We start from the raw sequence: 16,588 nt of genomic DNA, 5'->3' as shown, positions 1-16,588 counted from the left end.
GGAAAGAGGCAAGCGATCCTGTTTTTTTCAACCTCCGTACTTCCGACGAAAGTTTGTGTTTTTTGTGTGTATTGGATAAGGTGGATAATCGCGAAAAGGGCAGGTCTTGGGCTGCCCTTTTCTTTTGCCCAATGGCACTCGCATTGCATAGCTAGCTTTCAAAGACTGTATCAATGACAACAAAACATTTTGTGCTGGCGATGGGCCTTGCCACATCATCGCTTCTTTTCCAGCAGTGTGCCCGTAATCCTGTAACCGGCAAAAGCCAGATCGTGACCATGTCCGAAGCACAGGAGATTGCGATGGGCAAGGAAGCCGATCCCCAGGTGGTTTCGCAATTCGGGCTTTATCCCGATTCGGCCATTCAACGCTACATGCGCCAGAAAGGACTTCAACTGGCTGCCCTTTCGCACCGGCCCAATATCCAGTACGAATTCCGGGTTTTGAATTCCAATGTCATTAATGCCTTTGCTATCCCGGGCTACGTATATTTTACCCGCGGCATCATGGCGCATTTCAACAACGAAGCCCAGTTTGAAGGTGTGCTGGGACACGAGCTCGGACACATTGCTGCCCGGCATAGCGTGATCCAGCAGCGCAACCAAATGCTCGGGCAGGTAGGTATCCTGGCCGGTGTCATTCTTTCGCCGCAGTTCGGGCAGATTGCCAATGCCGCGTCGCAAGGCCTGGGCCTGCTGCTCCTGAAAAACAGCCGCGACGACGAACGCGAGGCCGACCGTCTCGGCGTGGAATACTCCACCAAAGCCGGTTACGACGCGACGCAGATGGCCGATTTTTTCAACACGTTGAAACGGCAGGGCGAGCAAAGCGGTGCCGAACCCGTTCCCAATCTTTTATCCACCCACCCCGATCCCGGCGAACGCAACCAAACCGTTGCCCAGCTGGCAACCGAATGGAAACAAAAAACCGGTCTTACCAACCCCAAGGTGAACCGCGATACCTACCTGCGCCTGATCGAAGGAATCGTCTACGGTGAAGATCCGCGGGAAGGGTTTGTGGAATCTTCGGTTTTTTATCACCCCGAGCTGCGCTTCCAGTTTGCCATTCCAACAGGCTGGCAATACCAGAACACGCCGCAACAGGTACAGATGGCACCGAAGGACGGAAGTGCACTCATGATTTTTACACTTGCGCAGGGATCCAACCTGCAGCAGGCGGCCAGCACCACCATGCAGCAGTACCAGTTGCAGGTGGTTAACTCCAGGGAAACAACCATCAATAGCCTACCCGCCTTGCTGGTGGAAGGACAGGCGCAGCAGCAGAACGGTGGCGTGATCCGAACGCTGTCGGCTTTCGTTCAATACAACGGCACGATTTACCACATGATCGGTGTAACAACGGCGGCAAACTATAGCAGTTACTCGCAGTATTTTCTCAACAGCATGCAAAGCTTCCGGTCACTGACGGACGCTTCGAAGCTAAACCGCAAGCCCGAGAAGATCCGGCTGAAAACCGTGACCACGGCCGGCACGCTGGAGCAGGTCCTGCGCAGCTTCAACATGCCGCAGGCGCGGCTGAATGAACTGGCGATCCTCAACGGCATGAACCTGACCGATCGTGTGTCGCAGGGTACCCTGGTAAAAACAATCGGTGAATAAAAAACAGCTTTAATTGGAATAGCAGGCGGCTTCCGGAAGGAAGCCGCTTTTTTGCTGTATGTCCAACTTCCATCATGCTATGAGGAAACGCGAAACGTCAAACGTTAAACCGAAGAGTCTTTTCGTTTGACGTTCACTGCGTTTTCACGTTTCACTTTTCACGTCTCACAAAAGCAGCAGGACTTCTTGATGGTGGTCTGGTGTGATGTTCCCTGCCGCCACCCGTCATCTGTCATTGAATAACACCCTTCCCATGAGACAGTAGTTCCGCATTACTGCACGGAACCGGTGCTCATCGTATCCCGTTGCCTGTCGGTGCCGGGATACTGGCTTACCAGCGTAAACTCGTAATCGTCCTTCTTTTTCAGCAGTTGAAAAAACTGCCGCAACTGGAAAGAGTCCTCGCTCTTCTGGTATACCTGGTCGTGGGCCAGCAGTACAAGATGGTCCCTCTTTTTTGTGCGGCCCCGTTTGAAAACAGAATCAATTTGGGCCACCATCGATTCGGCTGGCGAGGTCACGCTCATGGTCTTTGGATCGAACTGCCATTCCATGTCCCATCCCATCAGCACAAAGCCGGCCTTTTGCAGCGAGTCGGCCGCAGCGGTACTTTTTTTCAGATCGGTGAACTGCAGCGAATCGATCCGCCAGATATTGCGGCCCGGCGTGCGGGCAATGGGGTTGGTGAGCTGCAGGCTGTCCCGTGTTCGTTTGAAATCGCTGACCACGGAATCTGGTTTCTCGTAATACGCGGCATAACGGCCATGAGCATGGCAAAAACTGTGGTTGCACAGGGCCACCTGCGGCATTGCCTTCAGGCTGTCCCAAAGAGCGCCCTGGGTGCGGGAGGCAAATACGTGTTCGCCAACGACGAAAAAAGACACCGGCACCCCTTCGTCTTTGACAATGTGCAGCACGTTTCGTGTGCCTTTGTTGGGCCCATCGTCGAAGGTGATGTAGAGCTTTTTCTTTTTCCGTGCCATCTTTGGCGGTTTGCGTTCAGCCACCGGCGCAATGACCCTGCCTGGCGGTGGTGAAGCGGCAACGGAAAAAGCCCGGAAAGAGTGGTGTGGTTTGTAAATCGCAAAGGGAAGAAGAACGGCAAAAATCAGTGCGGCTTTGGAAAGGAGGGAGGCACTGTCTCCCTCCTCATCGGAGGTTTCCATATAAAAAGAAAATTTATGGTTGAATGTAGAATCAGCAGGAAGGGTTTTGCAAATCGGTTTGGTTAAATATTTTGTAAGAAGTGAAAGGACAAATTTCAAAAACAGGAGCGGTGCCTGAAATGATCCCGGGTGCTGGGGCTTTTGCGTTTTTATGCGTGACGGATAACGTTATTCTTTCCAGAAGATTTATCTTCCCTGCAAAGACTTGATCAATGAAGAAAATGATTGCCGTCTGTGCACTGGCTGCTCTTTCCCTGCAGTCTCCGGCGCAAAAGAACTGGGAAAGCGTTATCAGTACATCGGCTGCCAAAATCGAATCCAAATGCATTGCCTGGCGCCGCCAGCTCCACGAAAACCCGGAACTGGGCAACCGTGAATTCAAAACAGCCAAGTTGATTGCTGACCACCTGCGCTCCCTCGGCATCGAGGTGAAAGAAGGCGTGGCGCATACCGGCGTGGTGGGAATCCTGAAAGGAGGAAAGCCGGGTCCTGTGATCGGGCTTCGTGCCGATATGGATGCCCTGCCCGTCGTGGAAAGAGGCGACCTTCCCTTTGCCTCGAAAGTCAAAACCGAATACAACGGCCAGCAGGTTGGCGTGATGCATGCCTGCGGGCACGACACGCATGTGGCCATGCTGCTGAGCGTTGCCGAAATTTTGGCGGCTAACAAAGCGGACCTCAATGGCACTATCAAATTTGTGTTTCAGCCGGCGGAAGAAGGATCACCCAAGGGAGAAGAAGGCGGTGCGGAACTGATGATCAAAGAAGGCGTTTTGGACAACCCGAAGGTAGACGTGATGTTTGGCCTGCACATCAATGCGCAAACCGAGGTAGGCAAGATCACGTATCGCCCCGGTGGCTTTTACGCCGGTGTGAGCGACATGAAGATCACGGTGAAAGGCCGGCAGTCGCACGGCGCGGCACCCTGGGATTCGGTCGACCCGATCGTGACCTCGGCGCAAATCATCAATGCCCTGCAAACCATCATCAGCCGCAATGTCGATGTTACCGAGAATGCCGGCGTGGTTACCATCGGCGCCATTAACGGTGGCGTTCGTTCCAACATTATTCCCGAAGAAGTCACCATGCTGGGAACCATCCGCTCCCTTTCCAAAGCACAGGAAGATTTCCAGATAGCCCGCATCAAAACGATTGTGACCAATACGGCCGAAGCCATGGGCGCCACGGCAACAGTGGAAGCGCCGTACAGCTCACACTACCCTGTTACGTTCAACAACGAAGCACTGACAGCGAAGATGCTCCCTTCCCTGCAAAAGGCAGCGGGTGCAACCAACGTATCGACCATTCCGGCAAAGATGGGCGCCGAAGATTTTTCGTTCTTTGGAGAAAAAGTGCCGGCCCTGTTTTTTAATCTTGGCGGCATGCCCAAGGGAAAAGACCCGAAGAAAACGCCTTCGCACCACACACCCGATTTTTATGTGGATGAAAGCGGAATGCAAACCGGCATCAAAGCTTTTCTGTACCTCGTGACCGACTATATGCAAACCGCCGGATCGAACAAGAGCAGTGTGTCCACCAAAAAAGATAAACCCGTACGATGAGAACAGTTATTTTCTTTTTTGCCGTCCTCTGTCTGGGACTGCAGGCGCCGGCGCAAAAGCGGGATAAAAAACTGCAACGACAGATGGAAGAGCTGATCAGGGGCTTTGGTGGCAACATCGGCGTGTACGTAAAAAACCTGAAAAACGGAAAGACGGTGGCCATCGATGCCGATTCGGTTTTTCCCACCGCCAGCATGGTGAAAATTCCCATTCTTGTCGGGATCATGGATAAGCTGAACCGGGGCGAGCTGGATTATCACCAAACCCTGACCTACAAAGATTCGCTGCTCTATGAAGGCGTGGATATCCTGGGCTCTTTCAAAAGCGATGAAAAGATCGAGTTGAGCAAAGTGATGATGCTGATGCTGACCATGAGCGACAACACGGCATCCCTCTGGCTCCAAAGCCTTGCCGGTAAAGGCACCCGCATCAATGAGATCCTGGACAGCCTGGGCTTTATCCATACCAGGGTGAATTCCCGCACACCTGGAAGGGAAACGGCCCGCAGTGTGTATGGCTGGGGACAAACATCGCCGAGAGAAATGGCAACAGTGATGGAAAAAATTTCCAACGGTGAGATCATCAACCCGGAGCGGAGCGCAAGAATGCTTCGGTTGCTGGGACGCAACTATTGGGATGAGCAGGCGGTTTCGCAAATTCCATCCGATGTTTTCGTGGCCAGTAAAAACGGGGCCGTGGACGAAAGCCGCGGCGAAGTGATGTTTGTGAACGGGCACGGGGCACGCTATGTTTTTTGCGTGTGCACCAAAAACAACAAAGACAAGAGCTGGACGGAGAACAATGAAGCCTGGGTGCTGACACGCAAGCTGTCGAAGCTGGTGTGGGAGCGCTTTCAGTAGCTTTGAGAATGATTGAACCACGAAGGCACGGAGACATATAGGATCACAGGCAATCTCCGTTTAAATCCTGGCCCTGTGCCTCCATGGTTCAAAACCGCATCATGCAACACCTGTTACAAAATCTTCAGCAGTTAAAAACCTTCTTTGCCACCTGTGCGACGAAAGAGTATTCATTTCGCAAAAAGGCACTGGAAGACTTGCGCCATGCGGTCTCCAAACACGAAGAAGAACTGATGCAGGCTTTGCATACAGACCTGAAAAAAAGCAGGGAAGAAAGCTGGGTGACGGAGATAGGTTTTTTGCAGGCCGAGATCCGGCACACGCTGAAGCATCTTCGACGCTGGATGAAGCCCGAAACGGTTGGAACCAATTTACTCAACCTGCCCGGCAAAAGCTCGATTTACAAAGAACCATTGGGTGTGGTGCTCATCATCGGTCCCTGGAACTATCCCCTGCAATTGCTGTTTACACCGCTGACAGGCGCCATTGCCGCCGGCAACTGCGTTGTGCTGAAGCCAAGCGAGTTTGCACCGGCAACAGCAGCGGTGATGAAAAAGATCATCGAAGAAACGTTTCCCAAACAGTACATTCTTTACGTGGAAGGCAACGGGGCAGAGGTGGTGCCGCAGATGATGAACAATTTCCGTTTCGATCATGTGTTTTACACCGGCAGCACGCAGGTAGGGAAGAACATTTATGAAATGGCGGCAAGGCAGTTGTCGCCGGTGACACTGGAACTGGGCGGGAAAAGTCCCTGCGTGGTGGAGAGCGATGCCAACCTGAAAGTGGCGGCCAGGCGCATTGCCCTGACCAAGTTTTCGAATGCAGGACAAATGTGCGTGGCGCCGGATTATTTGCTGGTACACCAAAGTGTGAAGAACGAACTTGTCGACGCCCTGAAAAAAACGATCGCTGATTTTTTTACCGCCGATCCTTCGGGCAGCTACAACTACGGGAAGATCGTTAATGAAAAAGCCTTCAACCGGCTGGTAGGCTACCTGCAGCAAGGAACGATCTTACACGGGGGTAAACACGACGCTGCCGCCGGCTACATCGAACCGACCCTGCTGGAAATTTCCGATTGCAGCGCTCCCGTTATGCAAGAAGAGATTTTTGGTCCCCTGCTGCCGGTTCTCTCCTTCAACACCTTCGAGGAAGCCAAAGCCGTCATCGCACAAAACGCCAATCCCCTGGCCTTTTATGTGTTTACCGGCAGCACGAAAAAAGAAGAACGGTGGCTGACAGCGGTTGCTTTCGGTGGCGGCTGCGTGAACAATGCCTCCTGGCACCTCACCAATTTCAACCTGCCGTTCGGCGGCCGTGGCAACAGCGGCATCGGGGCCTATCATGGCCGCTTTTCCTTCGACGTTTTCAGTCACCGGAAAAGCGTGATGAAGACACCGACCTGGTTCGATCCGGCCATCCGGTACCCGCCGTTCCAGGGCAAGCTGAAATGGTTTAAAAAGATCATTCGCTGAGCTTTTTGGCGGTAAGCACCGAACGCTTTTGCAGGTCGTCCACGATCAGCTTTCCATACTCGTGGGCCAGCTTTTGCGTGGAGGAAGGGTCGAACGATTTGGAGTGCACATGGTAGAGAAGGGCGAGGGAGCTGAGGTCGTAAAAATTGCTTTCCCAAAACAATTCCGTGGAGTTGACGTAATAACCCGGCCTGCCAATCGCCTCCCGCACACGGGTGTAATAATCCCAGAAGTCCGTTCGTTGCGGCGGTTCTGCCGGCAGTGGCGGTTTATCGGGAACATAGACCGATTGTTTTTCTTTTGCCAGCAGGCTGACCGTGATGACACCATCGATGCCTTCGCGCTGAAAGAGTGCGCGGGCACTGTCGTACCGGATGCTGCGAAAGTCATTTGCATCAAATTGTTGGTGAAAGGATACGGCCTTGTACCCAAGCGCCTGCAGATCGCCGACGACATGTGATTCCATTTGCCGCCGCAGAAGGCTGTCTTCATTGGAAAGAATGCTGGCCACTAAAATTTTCTGGTAACTGTTGCTGCCGGCTTCGGGAGCCGTCCAGGAGGAAAGGATCTTCGACGAGGAACACCCGGCTGCCAGGACAAACAACAGGAAGGCTAATCCTTTCATGACGTTGTATTGTCCAACAAAGGAGTGCAATTAAACACGTGCATCCTATGACCGGCCTCACCAAAAAAAACGACGATCGTCAGGCGGGAAGATCTTTCCGCATCAGCCAGTCCGTTTGCAAATCGTCGCCCAGCAGGAAGTCGCACTCGTCAAATTTTTCAAATCCCCAGGATGTATAGAAAGCAATGGCACGCTGGTTTCGCTCCCACACGCCAAGCCAGACAACATCTTTTTCTTTTTGCCTGGCAATATCAAGAGCGGTCTGCATCAGCAGTTTGCCAACGCCTTTGCCGATGAATTCTTTCACCACGTAAATCCTGGCGATCTCCAGCGCCTGTTTCCCTTCGAGCGCCTTTAGCTTTTTGCCTTCGCGGAGTTTGATGTAGCCGGCAACGTCTTCGCCGCTGTAGGCCAGCAGGAAACTGTTTTCCGGCGAGCCCACCTCCATCATCAGCTTTCCCCTGGTAAACTGCTCGTCCAGGAACTTGGCCATGTCTTCTTCAGTGTTGTCGGCCGCAAACGTATCGTAAAACGTTTGCCGGCTAATGTCGGCAATCAGCTCTGCGTCGTTACGGGTGGCATAGCGGAGGGTAAAGTCCATGTGCGAATATACAGCCGGCCATCTCCAGACACCTCACCCTAACCCTCTCCTCAAGGAGAGGGAGTTTCTGCGCACAGGATCCGCTTGGGCAAGGTGATTTTATTTATCGAAGAATTCCATCCCTTGAAGGGATGGCATTCTTTTTTGCCCATTAGTTTTCCGAGCGCTGAAGAGTGCGACGCAACGGGAGCTTAATAGTTATTCTGTCGCTGGTAGCAAAAGAAAAATATGTCGCGCCTTCGGAGCAAAAGAAAAGCCGTTGGCGGGGACGCCAAACAGCAGCAAAAAGCCTCCATCAAAATGACTGATGAAGGCTTTGAAGTATCGTGCAAAAGCAAGGGTCTGTGCGGTTGTAAGCCCCTCCCTGGAGGGGTTTGGGGAGGCCACCACTCCCCCTCGGGAATCGAGGGGCCTAATAGGTCTGTGCCTGCAAAGCCGCTCCTCCGGCGTGGTTTGGGGGGGCCGGTAGCCATCGTTATCTTTGCCCCCTTAAAATTTTCAGACCTATGCTGCAACTGGCCGTTTTGCGCAACAATCCCACGGAAGTCAAAGAACGTTTGGCAGTGAAGAATTTCAAGGAGCCGGAGCTGGTGGACCAGATCATTTCCCTGGACGACAGCCGCAAGAAACTGACCTTTCAGTTTGATGAAACAAAAGGCAAGATCAATGCGGCCTCCAAAGAAATTGGCGGACTGATGGCCAGGGGCCAGAAAGAAGAAGCCGAGGGCAAGAAAAAAGAAGTCGAGGCCCTGAAAACGACGTTGGGTCCCGTGCAGGAAGAATTGGAGGCAACCGAAAAGCAGCTGAACGAGCTATTGGTTCGTTTGCCCAATCTTCCGTCGGTGAAAGTGCCCAAGGGAAAAACGCCGGAAGACAATGAAGTGGTTCGCACCGGCGGCAGTAAGCCTGAACTCTACGCCGGCGCCGTGCCGCACTGGGAACTGGCCAAAAAATTCGACCTCATTGATTTTGAACTGGGCAACAAACTCACTGGCAGCGGCTTCCCGGTGTACAAAGGCAAAGGTGCCAAACTGCAGCGGGCCCTGATCCAATACTTCCTGGAATACAACACGCAGGCGGGCTATACCGAATACCTGCCACCGCACATGGTAAACGAAGCCACAGCCTACGGCACCGGGCAGTTACCCGATAAAGAAGGACAGATGTACCACGTAACCGGCGACAACCTGTACCTGATCCCGACAGCCGAAGTGCCGGTGACCAATATTTACCGCGATGTAATTTTGAAGGAGGCCGACCTGCCCGTTAAAATGACGGCCTACACACCCTGCTTCCGCCGCGAGGCCGGAAGCTATGGCAAAGACGTTCGTGGCCTGAACCGTGTACACCAGTTCGACAAGGTGGAAGTCGTGCAATTGGTGCACCCCGAAAAAAGCTACGACGTACTGGAAGAAATGGTGTCCCATGTGGAGAAACTCATTCAATCACTCGGCCTGCACTACCGCATCCTGCGGCTGTGCGGCGGCGACATGAGCTTTACCTCTGCCCTGACCTACGACTTTGAAGTATACAGCGCCGCCCAGGATAAATGGCTGGAGGTAAGTTCCGTTTCTAACTTCGAAGCCTTCCAGACCAACCGCATGAAGATCCGCTTTAAAGACGGCAATGGTAAAACACAACTGGCACACTCCCTCAACGGAAGTTCGCTGGCCCTGCCCCGGATCCTCGCTTCGTTGCTGGAAAACAACCAGGACGAAAATGGCATCCGGCTGCCGCAGGTGCTGCAAGGATATTTTGGCGGGGAGATGATTTAACCTTACCCCAACTTTCTCCTGAAGGAGGGGAGTGGCATTTACACAGACCCTTGCTTTTGCACGATATTTCAAAGCCTCCATCAGTCATTTTGGTGGAGGCTTTTTGCTGCCGTTCGGCGTCCCCGCCAACGGCTTTTCTTTTGCCCCCAGAGGGGCATCGTGTTAATAGAAAGAAAGAGTAGTAAAGAGAATAAAGCTCCGTAGGAGCGAAATATTTTTTATGGCACCAGCGACAGAACGTCGATTGAACACCTGTTGCGTCGCACTCTTCAGCGTTCGGATCACAACACAACAAAGAATTCCATCCCTTCAAGAGATGGAATTCTTTCCGAATTGAAAAACATTTCTCAGACCGGCCATTGTGCGCCGGTTACCCCTTTACCGGAGGGGTTGGGAAGACTTTGAAGGCAGGATTGCTGTACACGTCCGGCTGGTGGATCTGCATCCAGCGGTCGGTGAAGGTGAGCGGTGCAAATCCAAACTGCCGGTAAAGACCGTGTGCGTCCCGCGTGGCCAGCAAAAAACGCCGCAGGCCTTGCAGCGACGGGTACTGCAGAATAATTTCCATCAGCCATTTGCTCAGGCCCCGGCCGCGATAACGCTCGTCAACAAACACATCGGCCAGGTAGGCAAAGGTGGCTTCGTCGGTAATGACACGGGCAAAGCCGATCTGTTCGCCCTGGTAAAAAAGGGCAAAGCAAAGCGAACCGTCGATTGACCGGCGCACAACATCAACAGGAATGTGCTGCGCCCAGTACGACTGGCTGAGAAAGGCATGGACATACGCAAGGTTGATCTTGTTCTTGTCGGTGCTGATGCAATAATTGTCTTTTGTCCATTCCATGCTGAAAGAATTTGCAGAGGTCTAACTTCGCGATTTAAACAATGCAAAGATGAATTTTAGTGATGACCTGCAAAGCCGGTGGTGGAAACTGGAAGAAAAGCTGTTGGAACGGTTTGGGAAAAAACCCGACGTGGAATCCATTTTGTTCCTGATCGGCATACAGGAGCTGGGCGACATACGGGAAAAATTTACCAAAGAACAAAAGCAGGACCTGATGCACGTGGCCGTTTGCACGGTGCTGCTGCCGAGTGGCTATTACGAACTGGAGCGGGTAGACGAAGACGGGTGGCCGCACTTCCGGCAGCTCAAAGCCATGCCGGAACTGAATCCCTTTGAGCAGGAGAATTTTCTCAAAGACCATATCCTTCTCTACTTTCAAAACAACGATGTGATTTGAATGGAGACAGACGGCTTTGCCGTCGCCGCCGGACGTAAGGTTTCCGTCCGGTTGAAATCTTTTTCATTCCTGTAAAACTGTGGTTAATATTGCAACCTAAATTCACAATATGAACTATCCCGATAACTTGCGTTACACGAAAGACCACGAATGGATCCGTATCGAAGGCGATGAGGCTGTGATTGGCATTACCGATTTTGCGCAGCACGAGCTGGGCGACATCGTGTACGTGGAAATCGAAACCGTTGGCCAGGAAATGAACGCCGGCGATGTGTTTGGTACCGTGGAAGCCGTGAAGACCGTATCGGATCTTTACCTGCCCCTGGCCGGTACCATCACGGAAGTGAATCCCACACTGAACAACAATCCCGAATTGGTGAATAACGATCCATACGGCGAAGGCTGGATGATCCGCATGCGGCTGGCCAATCCATCCGATGCCGATTCGCTGATGGACACGACGGCTTACCAGAATTTGGTGGCATAGGGCTCAATCCAAAACGAAACAATTTTACGTATTTGAAACCGGTGTCGTACGGCATCCACTCTGAACCAACTATTGGGCACGACGCAGACATACGATGAGCGGGAGCTGGTGGCAGCTCTTCGGCGCAAGGACGAACAGGCATTCAGTTACCTGTACGATCATTATGCCGGAGCGCTGTACAATGTCGTGAAGCAGGTGGTGGTGGATACGGACGTGAGCAGCGATGTGTTGCAGGAAATTTTTGTCAACATCTGGCGAAAAATAGAGCAGTACGATGAAAGCAAGGGCCGCCTGTTTACCTGGATGCTGAACATTGCCCGCAATGCCGCCATCGACAAGACACGCTCCAAGGGCTTTCAGCAAAGCAGCCGGGTGCTGCCCCTGCTCGACGGCGAGACGGTGTATACCAGCGAAAGGCCGGGTATGGACGATTACGGGTTGAAAAAAGTGCTGGGGAAATTAAAAGACGAACAGCGCCTGCTCATCGACCTGTCCTATTTCCAGGGCTACACGCATGAACAGATTGCCAAAGCCCTTGACATTCCGCTGGGAACCGTAAAGACCCGCATCCGGAGTGCATTAACACAATTAAGAAGCCTCTTGCAGTGAACGTAAAAGAATACATAAACAGCGGTATCATCGAAAGCTATGTGCTGGGCATGGCCACGGAAGCCGAACGCCAGGAGTTCGAGCAGATCTGTGCGTCCCATCCGGAAGTGGCCGAAGCCCGCGATTCGTTTGAACGTTCACTGGAAACAGCTTTAATGCAGGAAGCCCCGGCACCGCCGGCATTCGTGAAAGAAAAGCTACTGCAGCAGATCGCCCCGCCTGTGGTGGAAGACGATGGCGTGGCCGGGATGACGGAAGCTCCCGTGCGCCGGCTGAACCCGTGGAAATGGGTGGCCGCAGCATCCCTTCTCCTGCTGGCCGGTGCGGCGTATTGGGCGTACTCCACCAACGAAAAATATCAAGACCTGGCAGCACGGCAAGCCACGATGGAAAAACAGTTGCAGCAGTCCACCGCAGCGTTGCAGTTGTTGCAGCAGGATGCCGACATCCTGCGCCATCCAATGAAAACGGTGGCCCTGAAAGGAACGGAGATGGCACCGCAGGCCCAAACCACTGTTTTTTGGGATACCACCGGGACCAAAGACGTGTACATGCTGATCAACAACCTGCCGCAACCCACCTCGGATCAGCAGTACCAACTCTGGGCCCTGCTCGACGGAAAACCCATCGACCTCGGTGTGTTTGACTTCGACGTGAAGGAAAAACGCCTTCTGGTCAAAATGAAGAATGTGCAAAAAGCACAGGCCTTTGCCATCACGCTGGAACGACGCGGCCGGCCCAATCCCGAAGTGCCCGAAGGCAAGGCCTACGTGGTGGGAAAACTCTAAATCCGGAAAATTTTATTCAACGTATAGGATAACAGGATGGATGTTTCCACACCTGTTCGCAATAGTTGGTTATCCAAAGGCTGTCTTTCGGGACAGCCTTCTTGTTTCAGGTTTGTGCAGGGCTGAAAGAAAATCGTGCAACAAACGCTGAAATACTTGCTGGCATGGCGTTTCCTGCCTAACATTACAGTTTTTCCACGTCCACTCACGTACCATGAAAACAATTTACGAGCGCCTTTCCGCCGTCAGGCCGCTGGCGAAGAGCTACACCTTCAAATTTTTGTTTATCGCTTTTTTGGGTATTCACATCCCGCTCATCGGGTTGATTGTGTTTGTGCTCTTCAAACCCGACAACATCAATAAATGGTCGGTGATCGGTATCACGCTGCTGATGACACTCCTCGCCACAGGAGCGACGCTGTATATTCTGAATGGCTTGCTCCAGCCCCTGCGCAAAAGCAAGAAAGCCCTTTTCGACTACCGCCTGAAACGAACCCTTCCCAGCCTGCCAACCCATTTTTTGGACGAGGCCGGGCAGTTGATGCAAAACGTGCAGTTTACGCTGACCGAATTGAACGACCTGCTGGAAGAAAAAAAGGACCTTACGTCTTTGCTGTCGCACGACCTGCGAATCCCGCTGCGAAATGTAAAAACCTTTAGCCGGCTGTTGAAAACACACCGCGACCACACCTCTGTCAGTGAAATCGCCGACATGATCTACCAGTCGGCCGAAGAACAATCGGCACTGCTGGAGAACATCCTGGATATTTTACGGCAGGATCACCTCTTTTTTGCCAGCAGCCAGTATAACAAGATCAACCCGGTTCAGCTGATCGATGAAACATTGGTCAGCTTTGAACAGGCGGCCCGGCAGAAGGGCATTACGCTCAAAAAAGAAGTGGCGTACACTGGCCCGATCGAAGTGCAGCCGGAACTTTTCTCGCAGGTGTTGAAAAACCTGGCCAGCAATGCCATCAAGTTTTCTTTTGAAGGAACAGAAGTCAAATTTTCGCTCTACCAGAAAAAAGGAAAAACGGTTATCGACATCCGGGATTCGGGGATGGGTTTTGAACCGGAAGTAGCGGAACGGCTGTTTGACCGCTTTACCAAAAACGGCCGCAAGGGCACGGCTGGTGAACCCTCCACCGGTATCGGGCTTTATCTTTCCCGCAAGATCATCAAGCACCACAACGGGAACCTGACCGCCACCAGCGAAGGCGCCGGCAAGGGGTCGGTGTTTACGATTTCGCTGAATTGATCCAAAAAGGCTGCAATCCCGGGTTATTTCTTTTCCTCGGTCAGGCCGCAGGTCCACCGGCCACCGGCTATCGTTGGAAAAACAAGGTAGTAGCGGTTTGGCTTTCCTTCAATCGGCGTGGCAACACCTTTATCGAAATAACCGCCCCTGAACGAAATCACGCCGCTGGCCCCATCCACCTTGAAGGTGCCCGAACTGGGCTTGCTGAAACCCAGGTAGGTGTACGAACCGCCTTTGGCCAGGACAAACGAACCTTTGGGCAAAAATTCGTAATAGCCGTTTTTGTACGTCGATGCGGTGCAGCCGTATTTGCCGTATTGAACGGCTTTTGCCGTTGGCGCCTGGGCAGAAAGGAACAGGGAAACGAAAAGGGAAACAGCCAGCAGGAGAAGGTGTTTTTTCATGGGGCAGGTTGGTTTAATCGTATTGATTTTTTATTTACAAGAGTAATTCTTTTGCCGGATCCCAAAACCGTTTGTCGAAGTCCTGGACCTTGTCGTCCACAACCCTGACTCCTTCTTTTTCGAGCAGCTCCTGCATTTGTTCGGGATAGCGAAAATGCATTTTGCCGGAAAGAAGGCCATTGCGGTTCACCACGCGGTGAGCCGGCACTTTGGGCTTTGTAAGATGCGACGCATTCATGGCCCAGCCCACCATGCGGGCCGAAAGTTTGGTACCCAGGGCCGCAGCAATGGCGCCGTAAGAAGTCACTCGTCCTTTTGGAATCAGCCGCACCACCTCGAACACCTGTTCAAAAAAACTTTCGTCTTTCTTGCCAGAAGGCTTGATGCTTTTTAACGGCTCGCTGTCGATGCTTTTTCTGGTTGGCATGAATGGGTTAGTTATCGGCATTCAAGTTACCGCGTTTTTCCAACAAGCGGGAGCGCCCCGGTTCCGGTACGGCTTCGTAGGCATAGGGACAGTGGCGGCAGCCGTTGCCGCAGCAGTAGCCTCTTGCCTGCAACCAGGCAGCCGTCAGTACCACGCGGCCATTTCCGTCCACGTAATAATCCTCGCCTTCAGTCCAGGTCTGTTTCATTTTTCAATTGTTCCTGCAGGGTTTTGTCGAGCAGCGCCGAGGGCAGGCTTTCAGGCAGCGAAAAACAGAGGTAGTGCACCCGTTTGCTGCCGGCAATATCCAGGGCTTCGTAATGCGTTTTGATGTGCAGCTCCGGCGGGATGCCCGGTTCGGCATACACGTCCGGGATATCACGGTGCAGGTGGCAGCCATACATGTTGATCACCCTGTGCGTGAAGTTGTACAGGTCGGGGCTGTCGGTTTTCAAATGGATTTTTCCGCCCGGCTTCAGAATCTGGAAATAGCTGCGCAAAAAGCGGGGATGGGTAAGGCGCTTCTTGGCTTTGGACGTGCGCAGTTGGGGATCGGGAAAGGTGATCCAGATCTCGTCCACTTCTTCGTTGGCAAAATATTGCTCGATCTGCTCGATCTGGATGCGCAGGAAAGCAACATTGCGCAGGTGATGGGCAATGGCTTTTTTGGCGCCCACCCACAGGCGGTTGCCTTTTTTATCCACGCCGATAAAATTTTTGGCCGGAAACATCCCGGCCAGACCAACGGTGTACTCGCCTTTGCCGCAGGCCAGTTCCAAAACGATCGGGTTGCGGTTTTCAAAAAAGCCGTTCCAGGTTCCCTGGACCTCTTCCGGGTATTGCAGCACGTTGGAGAAGGTTTCCAGTTCGGCAAAGCGTACCAATTTCTTCTGACCCATAAAAAAAGCTGCAAGCTACAGGCTATTAGCTTCAAGTGGGAAGCAAATTTGCTTGCGGCTTGCAGCTAACAGCGTGCAGCGTTGATTATTTTGATTTTTCGAACATCAGGGCTTTTACTTTTTCCTTGTCCTCTTTTTCTCTTTTCAGGTCGAACATGGTGCCGAAAATGTAGTCCCACAGCGTGGAACTTACACCAAAGCCTTTTTCTTCATCCTTGTAGTGGTGGAGGTGGTGGTTTCTCCAAAGAGGCTTCATCCATTTGAACGGCGGGTTCCAGGCATGGATGGCGTAGTGCATGGAGGCATAGGCCAGGTAGCCGAGAATAAAACCGGGAAAGAAAACAAAGGCGTTCTCTTTCAGGATTACGTATTGAATGCCAAAAAGCGCCGAAGCCAAAATCAGGCTGGGCAGCGGCGGCATAAACAGGCGCTGGCGGTCGCGGGGATAGTGGTGGTGGTTGCCGTGCATGATGTACACGAATTTCTTGGCCCCCTCACTTTTGGGCGAAAGATGGAAGGCATAACGGTGCGCCAGGTATTCAAAAAACGTCCAGAACAGCATGGCACCGATAAACCAGAGAGCGATTTTGCTGCCGCTAAAACCCAGCTTCGCACCGGCATAAATGGGAAGACCGATAATAAACGGCAGGTACATGCCCCAGATCACGAGGGGATGGCCTTTGGTGAAAAATTCCAACACAGGATTCTCAAAAAGCTGCGCCTGGCCTTTATTATGGATTTTCTCAAACTTCATAGTGATGGTGAATTTGTGGCTGCAAATTTAAGGCT

At 52.5% G+C, this 16,588-nt stretch carries 19 protein-coding genes; 10 read left to right on the top strand and 9 right to left on the bottom strand.

The window, feature by feature from the left end; genetic code table 11:
* The first annotated feature begins 173 nt into the window (after positions 1 to 173).
* Positions 174 to 1,619 carry a M48 family metalloprotease gene (locus tag D6024_RS03440; protein WP_121352972.1) on the top strand — a complete coding sequence of 482 codons (1,446 nt, stop codon included), beginning with the start codon at positions 174 to 176 and terminating at the stop codon, positions 1,617 to 1,619.
* A 272-nt stretch (positions 1,620 to 1,891) separates the two neighbouring features.
* Here the strand turns inward: D6024_RS03440 and D6024_RS03435 are convergent, their stop codons facing one another.
* On the bottom strand, positions 1,892 to 2,785 hold the full coding sequence (locus D6024_RS03435) for a polysaccharide deacetylase family protein (protein ID WP_162944504.1): 894 nt from the start codon (positions 2,783 to 2,785) through the stop codon (positions 1,892 to 1,894).
* Positions 2,786 to 2,997: 212 nt separating this feature from the next.
* Between D6024_RS03435 and D6024_RS03430 the strand changes: the two genes are divergently transcribed.
* The 3 genes from D6024_RS03430 to D6024_RS03420 all read left to right on the top strand — a co-directional run bounded on the left by D6024_RS03430 (position 2,998) and on the right by D6024_RS03420 (position 6,685).
* The gene (locus D6024_RS03430; RefSeq protein ID WP_121352968.1) at positions 2,998 to 4,347 is read left to right on the top strand and encodes an amidohydrolase; all 1,350 of its coding nucleotides are present in this window, start codon (positions 2,998 to 3,000) and stop codon (positions 4,345 to 4,347) included.
* The gene (locus D6024_RS03425; RefSeq protein ID WP_121352966.1) at positions 4,344 to 5,207 is read left to right on the top strand and encodes a serine hydrolase; all 864 of its coding nucleotides are present in this window, start codon (positions 4,344 to 4,346) and stop codon (positions 5,205 to 5,207) included. The genes D6024_RS03430 and D6024_RS03425 overlap by 4 nt, the downstream gene beginning before the upstream one ends.
* A 101-nt stretch (positions 5,208 to 5,308) precedes the next feature.
* The gene (locus D6024_RS03420; RefSeq protein WP_121352964.1) at positions 5,309 to 6,685 is read left to right on the top strand and encodes an aldehyde dehydrogenase; all 1,377 of its coding nucleotides are present in this window, start codon (positions 5,309 to 5,311) and stop codon (positions 6,683 to 6,685) included.
* Here the strand turns inward: D6024_RS03420 and D6024_RS03415 are convergent.
* Together D6024_RS03415 and D6024_RS03410 are read right to left on the bottom strand one after the other, a co-directional pair.
* Positions 6,675 to 7,310 carry a hypothetical protein gene (locus D6024_RS03415; RefSeq protein ID WP_121352962.1) on the bottom strand — a complete coding sequence of 212 codons (636 nt, stop codon included), beginning with the start codon at positions 7,308 to 7,310 and terminating at the stop codon, positions 6,675 to 6,677. The genes D6024_RS03420 and D6024_RS03415 overlap by 11 nt on opposite strands.
* 79 nt (positions 7,311 to 7,389) lie before the next feature.
* The gene (locus D6024_RS03410) at positions 7,390 to 7,911 is read right to left on the bottom strand and encodes a GNAT family N-acetyltransferase (RefSeq protein WP_121352960.1); all 522 of its coding nucleotides are present in this window, start codon (positions 7,909 to 7,911) and stop codon (positions 7,390 to 7,392) included.
* 506 nt (positions 7,912 to 8,417) lie between these two features.
* On the opposite strand from D6024_RS03410, the gene serS reads away from it, so the two are divergent.
* Positions 8,418 to 9,686 carry a serine--tRNA ligase gene (gene serS / locus D6024_RS03405; protein WP_121352958.1) on the top strand — a complete coding sequence of 423 codons (1,269 nt, stop codon included), beginning with the start codon at positions 8,418 to 8,420 and terminating at the stop codon, positions 9,684 to 9,686.
* 370 nt (positions 9,687 to 10,056) lie between these two features.
* On the opposite strand, the gene D6024_RS03400 is transcribed toward serS, so the two are convergent.
* Complete coding sequence (locus D6024_RS03400) at positions 10,057 to 10,530, bottom strand: GNAT family N-acetyltransferase (protein WP_121352956.1); 474 nt, start codon at positions 10,528 to 10,530, stop codon at positions 10,057 to 10,059.
* A 49-nt stretch (positions 10,531 to 10,579) separates the two neighbouring features.
* Here D6024_RS03400 and D6024_RS03395 point away from each other — a divergent pair, with 49 nt between their 5' ends.
* From D6024_RS03395 to D6024_RS03370, 5 genes are all read left to right on the top strand, one after another.
* Positions 10,580 to 10,927 (top strand): hypothetical protein, encoded by a 348-nt coding sequence (locus D6024_RS03395; RefSeq protein ID WP_121352954.1) that lies wholly within the window; start codon positions 10,580 to 10,582, stop codon positions 10,925 to 10,927.
* Between the two features lie 109 nt (positions 10,928 to 11,036).
* Positions 11,037 to 11,414, top strand: a complete 378-nt coding sequence (gcvH, locus tag D6024_RS03390; RefSeq protein WP_121352952.1) for a glycine cleavage system protein GcvH — start codon at positions 11,037 to 11,039, stop codon at positions 11,412 to 11,414.
* A gap of 72 nt (positions 11,415 to 11,486) precedes the next feature.
* Positions 11,487 to 12,023, top strand: coding sequence for an RNA polymerase sigma factor (locus tag D6024_RS03385; RefSeq protein ID WP_121352949.1), 537 nt, complete (start codon positions 11,487 to 11,489; stop codon positions 12,021 to 12,023).
* The gene (locus D6024_RS03380) at positions 12,020 to 12,811 is read left to right on the top strand and encodes an anti-sigma factor (protein WP_121352947.1); all 792 of its coding nucleotides are present in this window, start codon (positions 12,020 to 12,022) and stop codon (positions 12,809 to 12,811) included. Before D6024_RS03385 ends, D6024_RS03380 begins: the two co-directional genes overlap by 4 nt.
* 214 nt (positions 12,812 to 13,025) lie before the next feature.
* Positions 13,026 to 14,069 (top strand): sensor histidine kinase, encoded by a 1,044-nt coding sequence (locus D6024_RS03370; RefSeq protein ID WP_121352942.1) that lies wholly within the window; start codon positions 13,026 to 13,028, stop codon positions 14,067 to 14,069.
* A 23-nt stretch (positions 14,070 to 14,092) separates the two neighbouring features.
* Here the strand turns inward: D6024_RS03370 and D6024_RS03365 are convergent, their stop codons facing one another.
* The 5 genes from D6024_RS03365 to D6024_RS03345 form a co-directional block, all read right to left on the bottom strand.
* On the bottom strand, positions 14,093 to 14,473 hold the full coding sequence (locus D6024_RS03365) for a hypothetical protein (protein ID WP_121352940.1): 381 nt from the start codon (positions 14,471 to 14,473) through the stop codon (positions 14,093 to 14,095).
* A 34-nt stretch (positions 14,474 to 14,507) separates the two neighbouring features.
* Positions 14,508 to 14,900: an MGMT family protein gene (locus tag D6024_RS03360; protein ID WP_121352938.1), complete on the bottom strand. Its 393-nt coding sequence runs from the start codon at positions 14,898 to 14,900 to the stop codon at positions 14,508 to 14,510.
* Positions 14,901 to 14,907: 7 nt separating this feature from the next.
* Complete coding sequence (locus D6024_RS03355; protein ID WP_121352937.1) at positions 14,908 to 15,108, bottom strand: DUF5522 domain-containing protein; 201 nt, start codon at positions 15,106 to 15,108, stop codon at positions 14,908 to 14,910.
* Entirely contained in the window at positions 15,089 to 15,799 is a 711-nt protein-coding gene (trmB, locus tag D6024_RS03350) for a tRNA (guanosine(46)-N7)-methyltransferase TrmB (RefSeq protein WP_121352935.1), read from the bottom strand. The genes D6024_RS03355 and trmB overlap by 20 nt, the downstream gene beginning before the upstream one ends.
* Positions 15,800 to 15,884: 85 nt before the next feature.
* Positions 15,885 to 16,553 (bottom strand): sterol desaturase family protein, encoded by a 669-nt coding sequence (locus D6024_RS03345; protein ID WP_121352933.1) that lies wholly within the window; start codon positions 16,551 to 16,553, stop codon positions 15,885 to 15,887.
* Positions 16,554 to 16,588 lie beyond the last annotated feature (35 nt).

It is taken from the genome of Flavisolibacter nicotianae (assembly GCF_003628535.1).
In the GTDB taxonomy this organism is placed as follows: Bacteria; Bacteroidota; Bacteroidia; order Chitinophagales; family Chitinophagaceae; genus Flavisolibacter; species Flavisolibacter nicotianae.
The sequence above is the reverse complement of the archived record's forward strand: the minus strand, read 5'-3'. Positions and strand labels throughout refer to the sequence as shown.

What these genes read in the sequence shown, in the direction of transcription:
- serS (WP_121352958.1), top strand. Translation starts at nt 8,418, where the DNA reads ATGCTGCAACTGGCCGTTTTGCGCAACAATCCCACGGAAGTCAAAGAA.
- gcvH (WP_121352952.1), top strand. Translation starts at nt 11,037, where the DNA reads ATGAACTATCCCGATAACTTGCGTTACACGAAAGACCACGAATGGATC.
- D6024_RS03355 (WP_121352937.1), bottom strand. Translation starts at nt 15,108, where the DNA reads ATGAAACAGACCTGGACTGAAGGCGAGGATTATTACGTGGACGGAAAT.
- D6024_RS03425 (WP_121352966.1), top strand. Translation starts at nt 4,344, where the DNA reads ATGAGAACAGTTATTTTCTTTTTTGCCGTCCTCTGTCTGGGACTGCAG.
- D6024_RS03400 (WP_121352956.1), bottom strand. Translation starts at nt 10,530, where the DNA reads ATGGAATGGACAAAAGACAATTATTGCATCAGCACCGACAAGAACAAG.
- D6024_RS03360 (WP_121352938.1), bottom strand. Translation starts at nt 14,900, where the DNA reads ATGCCAACCAGAAAAAGCATCGACAGCGAGCCGTTAAAAAGCATCAAG.
- D6024_RS03420 (WP_121352964.1), top strand. Translation starts at nt 5,309, where the DNA reads ATGCAACACCTGTTACAAAATCTTCAGCAGTTAAAAACCTTCTTTGCC.
- D6024_RS03430 (WP_121352968.1), top strand. Translation starts at nt 2,998, where the DNA reads ATGAAGAAAATGATTGCCGTCTGTGCACTGGCTGCTCTTTCCCTGCAG.
- D6024_RS03415 (WP_121352962.1), bottom strand. Translation starts at nt 7,310, where the DNA reads ATGAAAGGATTAGCCTTCCTGTTGTTTGTCCTGGCAGCCGGGTGTTCC.
- D6024_RS03370 (WP_121352942.1), top strand. Translation starts at nt 13,026, where the DNA reads ATGAAAACAATTTACGAGCGCCTTTCCGCCGTCAGGCCGCTGGCGAAG.
- D6024_RS03345 (WP_121352933.1), bottom strand. Translation starts at nt 16,553, where the DNA reads ATGAAGTTTGAGAAAATCCATAATAAAGGCCAGGCGCAGCTTTTTGAG.
- D6024_RS03410 (WP_121352960.1), bottom strand. Translation starts at nt 7,911, where the DNA reads ATGGACTTTACCCTCCGCTATGCCACCCGTAACGACGCAGAGCTGATT.
- trmB (WP_121352935.1), bottom strand. Translation starts at nt 15,799, where the DNA reads ATGGGTCAGAAGAAATTGGTACGCTTTGCCGAACTGGAAACCTTCTCC.
- D6024_RS03440 (WP_121352972.1), top strand. Translation starts at nt 174, where the DNA reads ATGACAACAAAACATTTTGTGCTGGCGATGGGCCTTGCCACATCATCG.
- D6024_RS03435 (WP_162944504.1), bottom strand. Translation starts at nt 2,785, where the DNA reads ATGGAAACCTCCGATGAGGAGGGAGACAGTGCCTCCCTCCTTTCCAAA.
- D6024_RS03395 (WP_121352954.1), top strand. Translation starts at nt 10,580, where the DNA reads ATGAATTTTAGTGATGACCTGCAAAGCCGGTGGTGGAAACTGGAAGAA.
- D6024_RS03365 (WP_121352940.1), bottom strand. Translation starts at nt 14,473, where the DNA reads ATGAAAAAACACCTTCTCCTGCTGGCTGTTTCCCTTTTCGTTTCCCTG.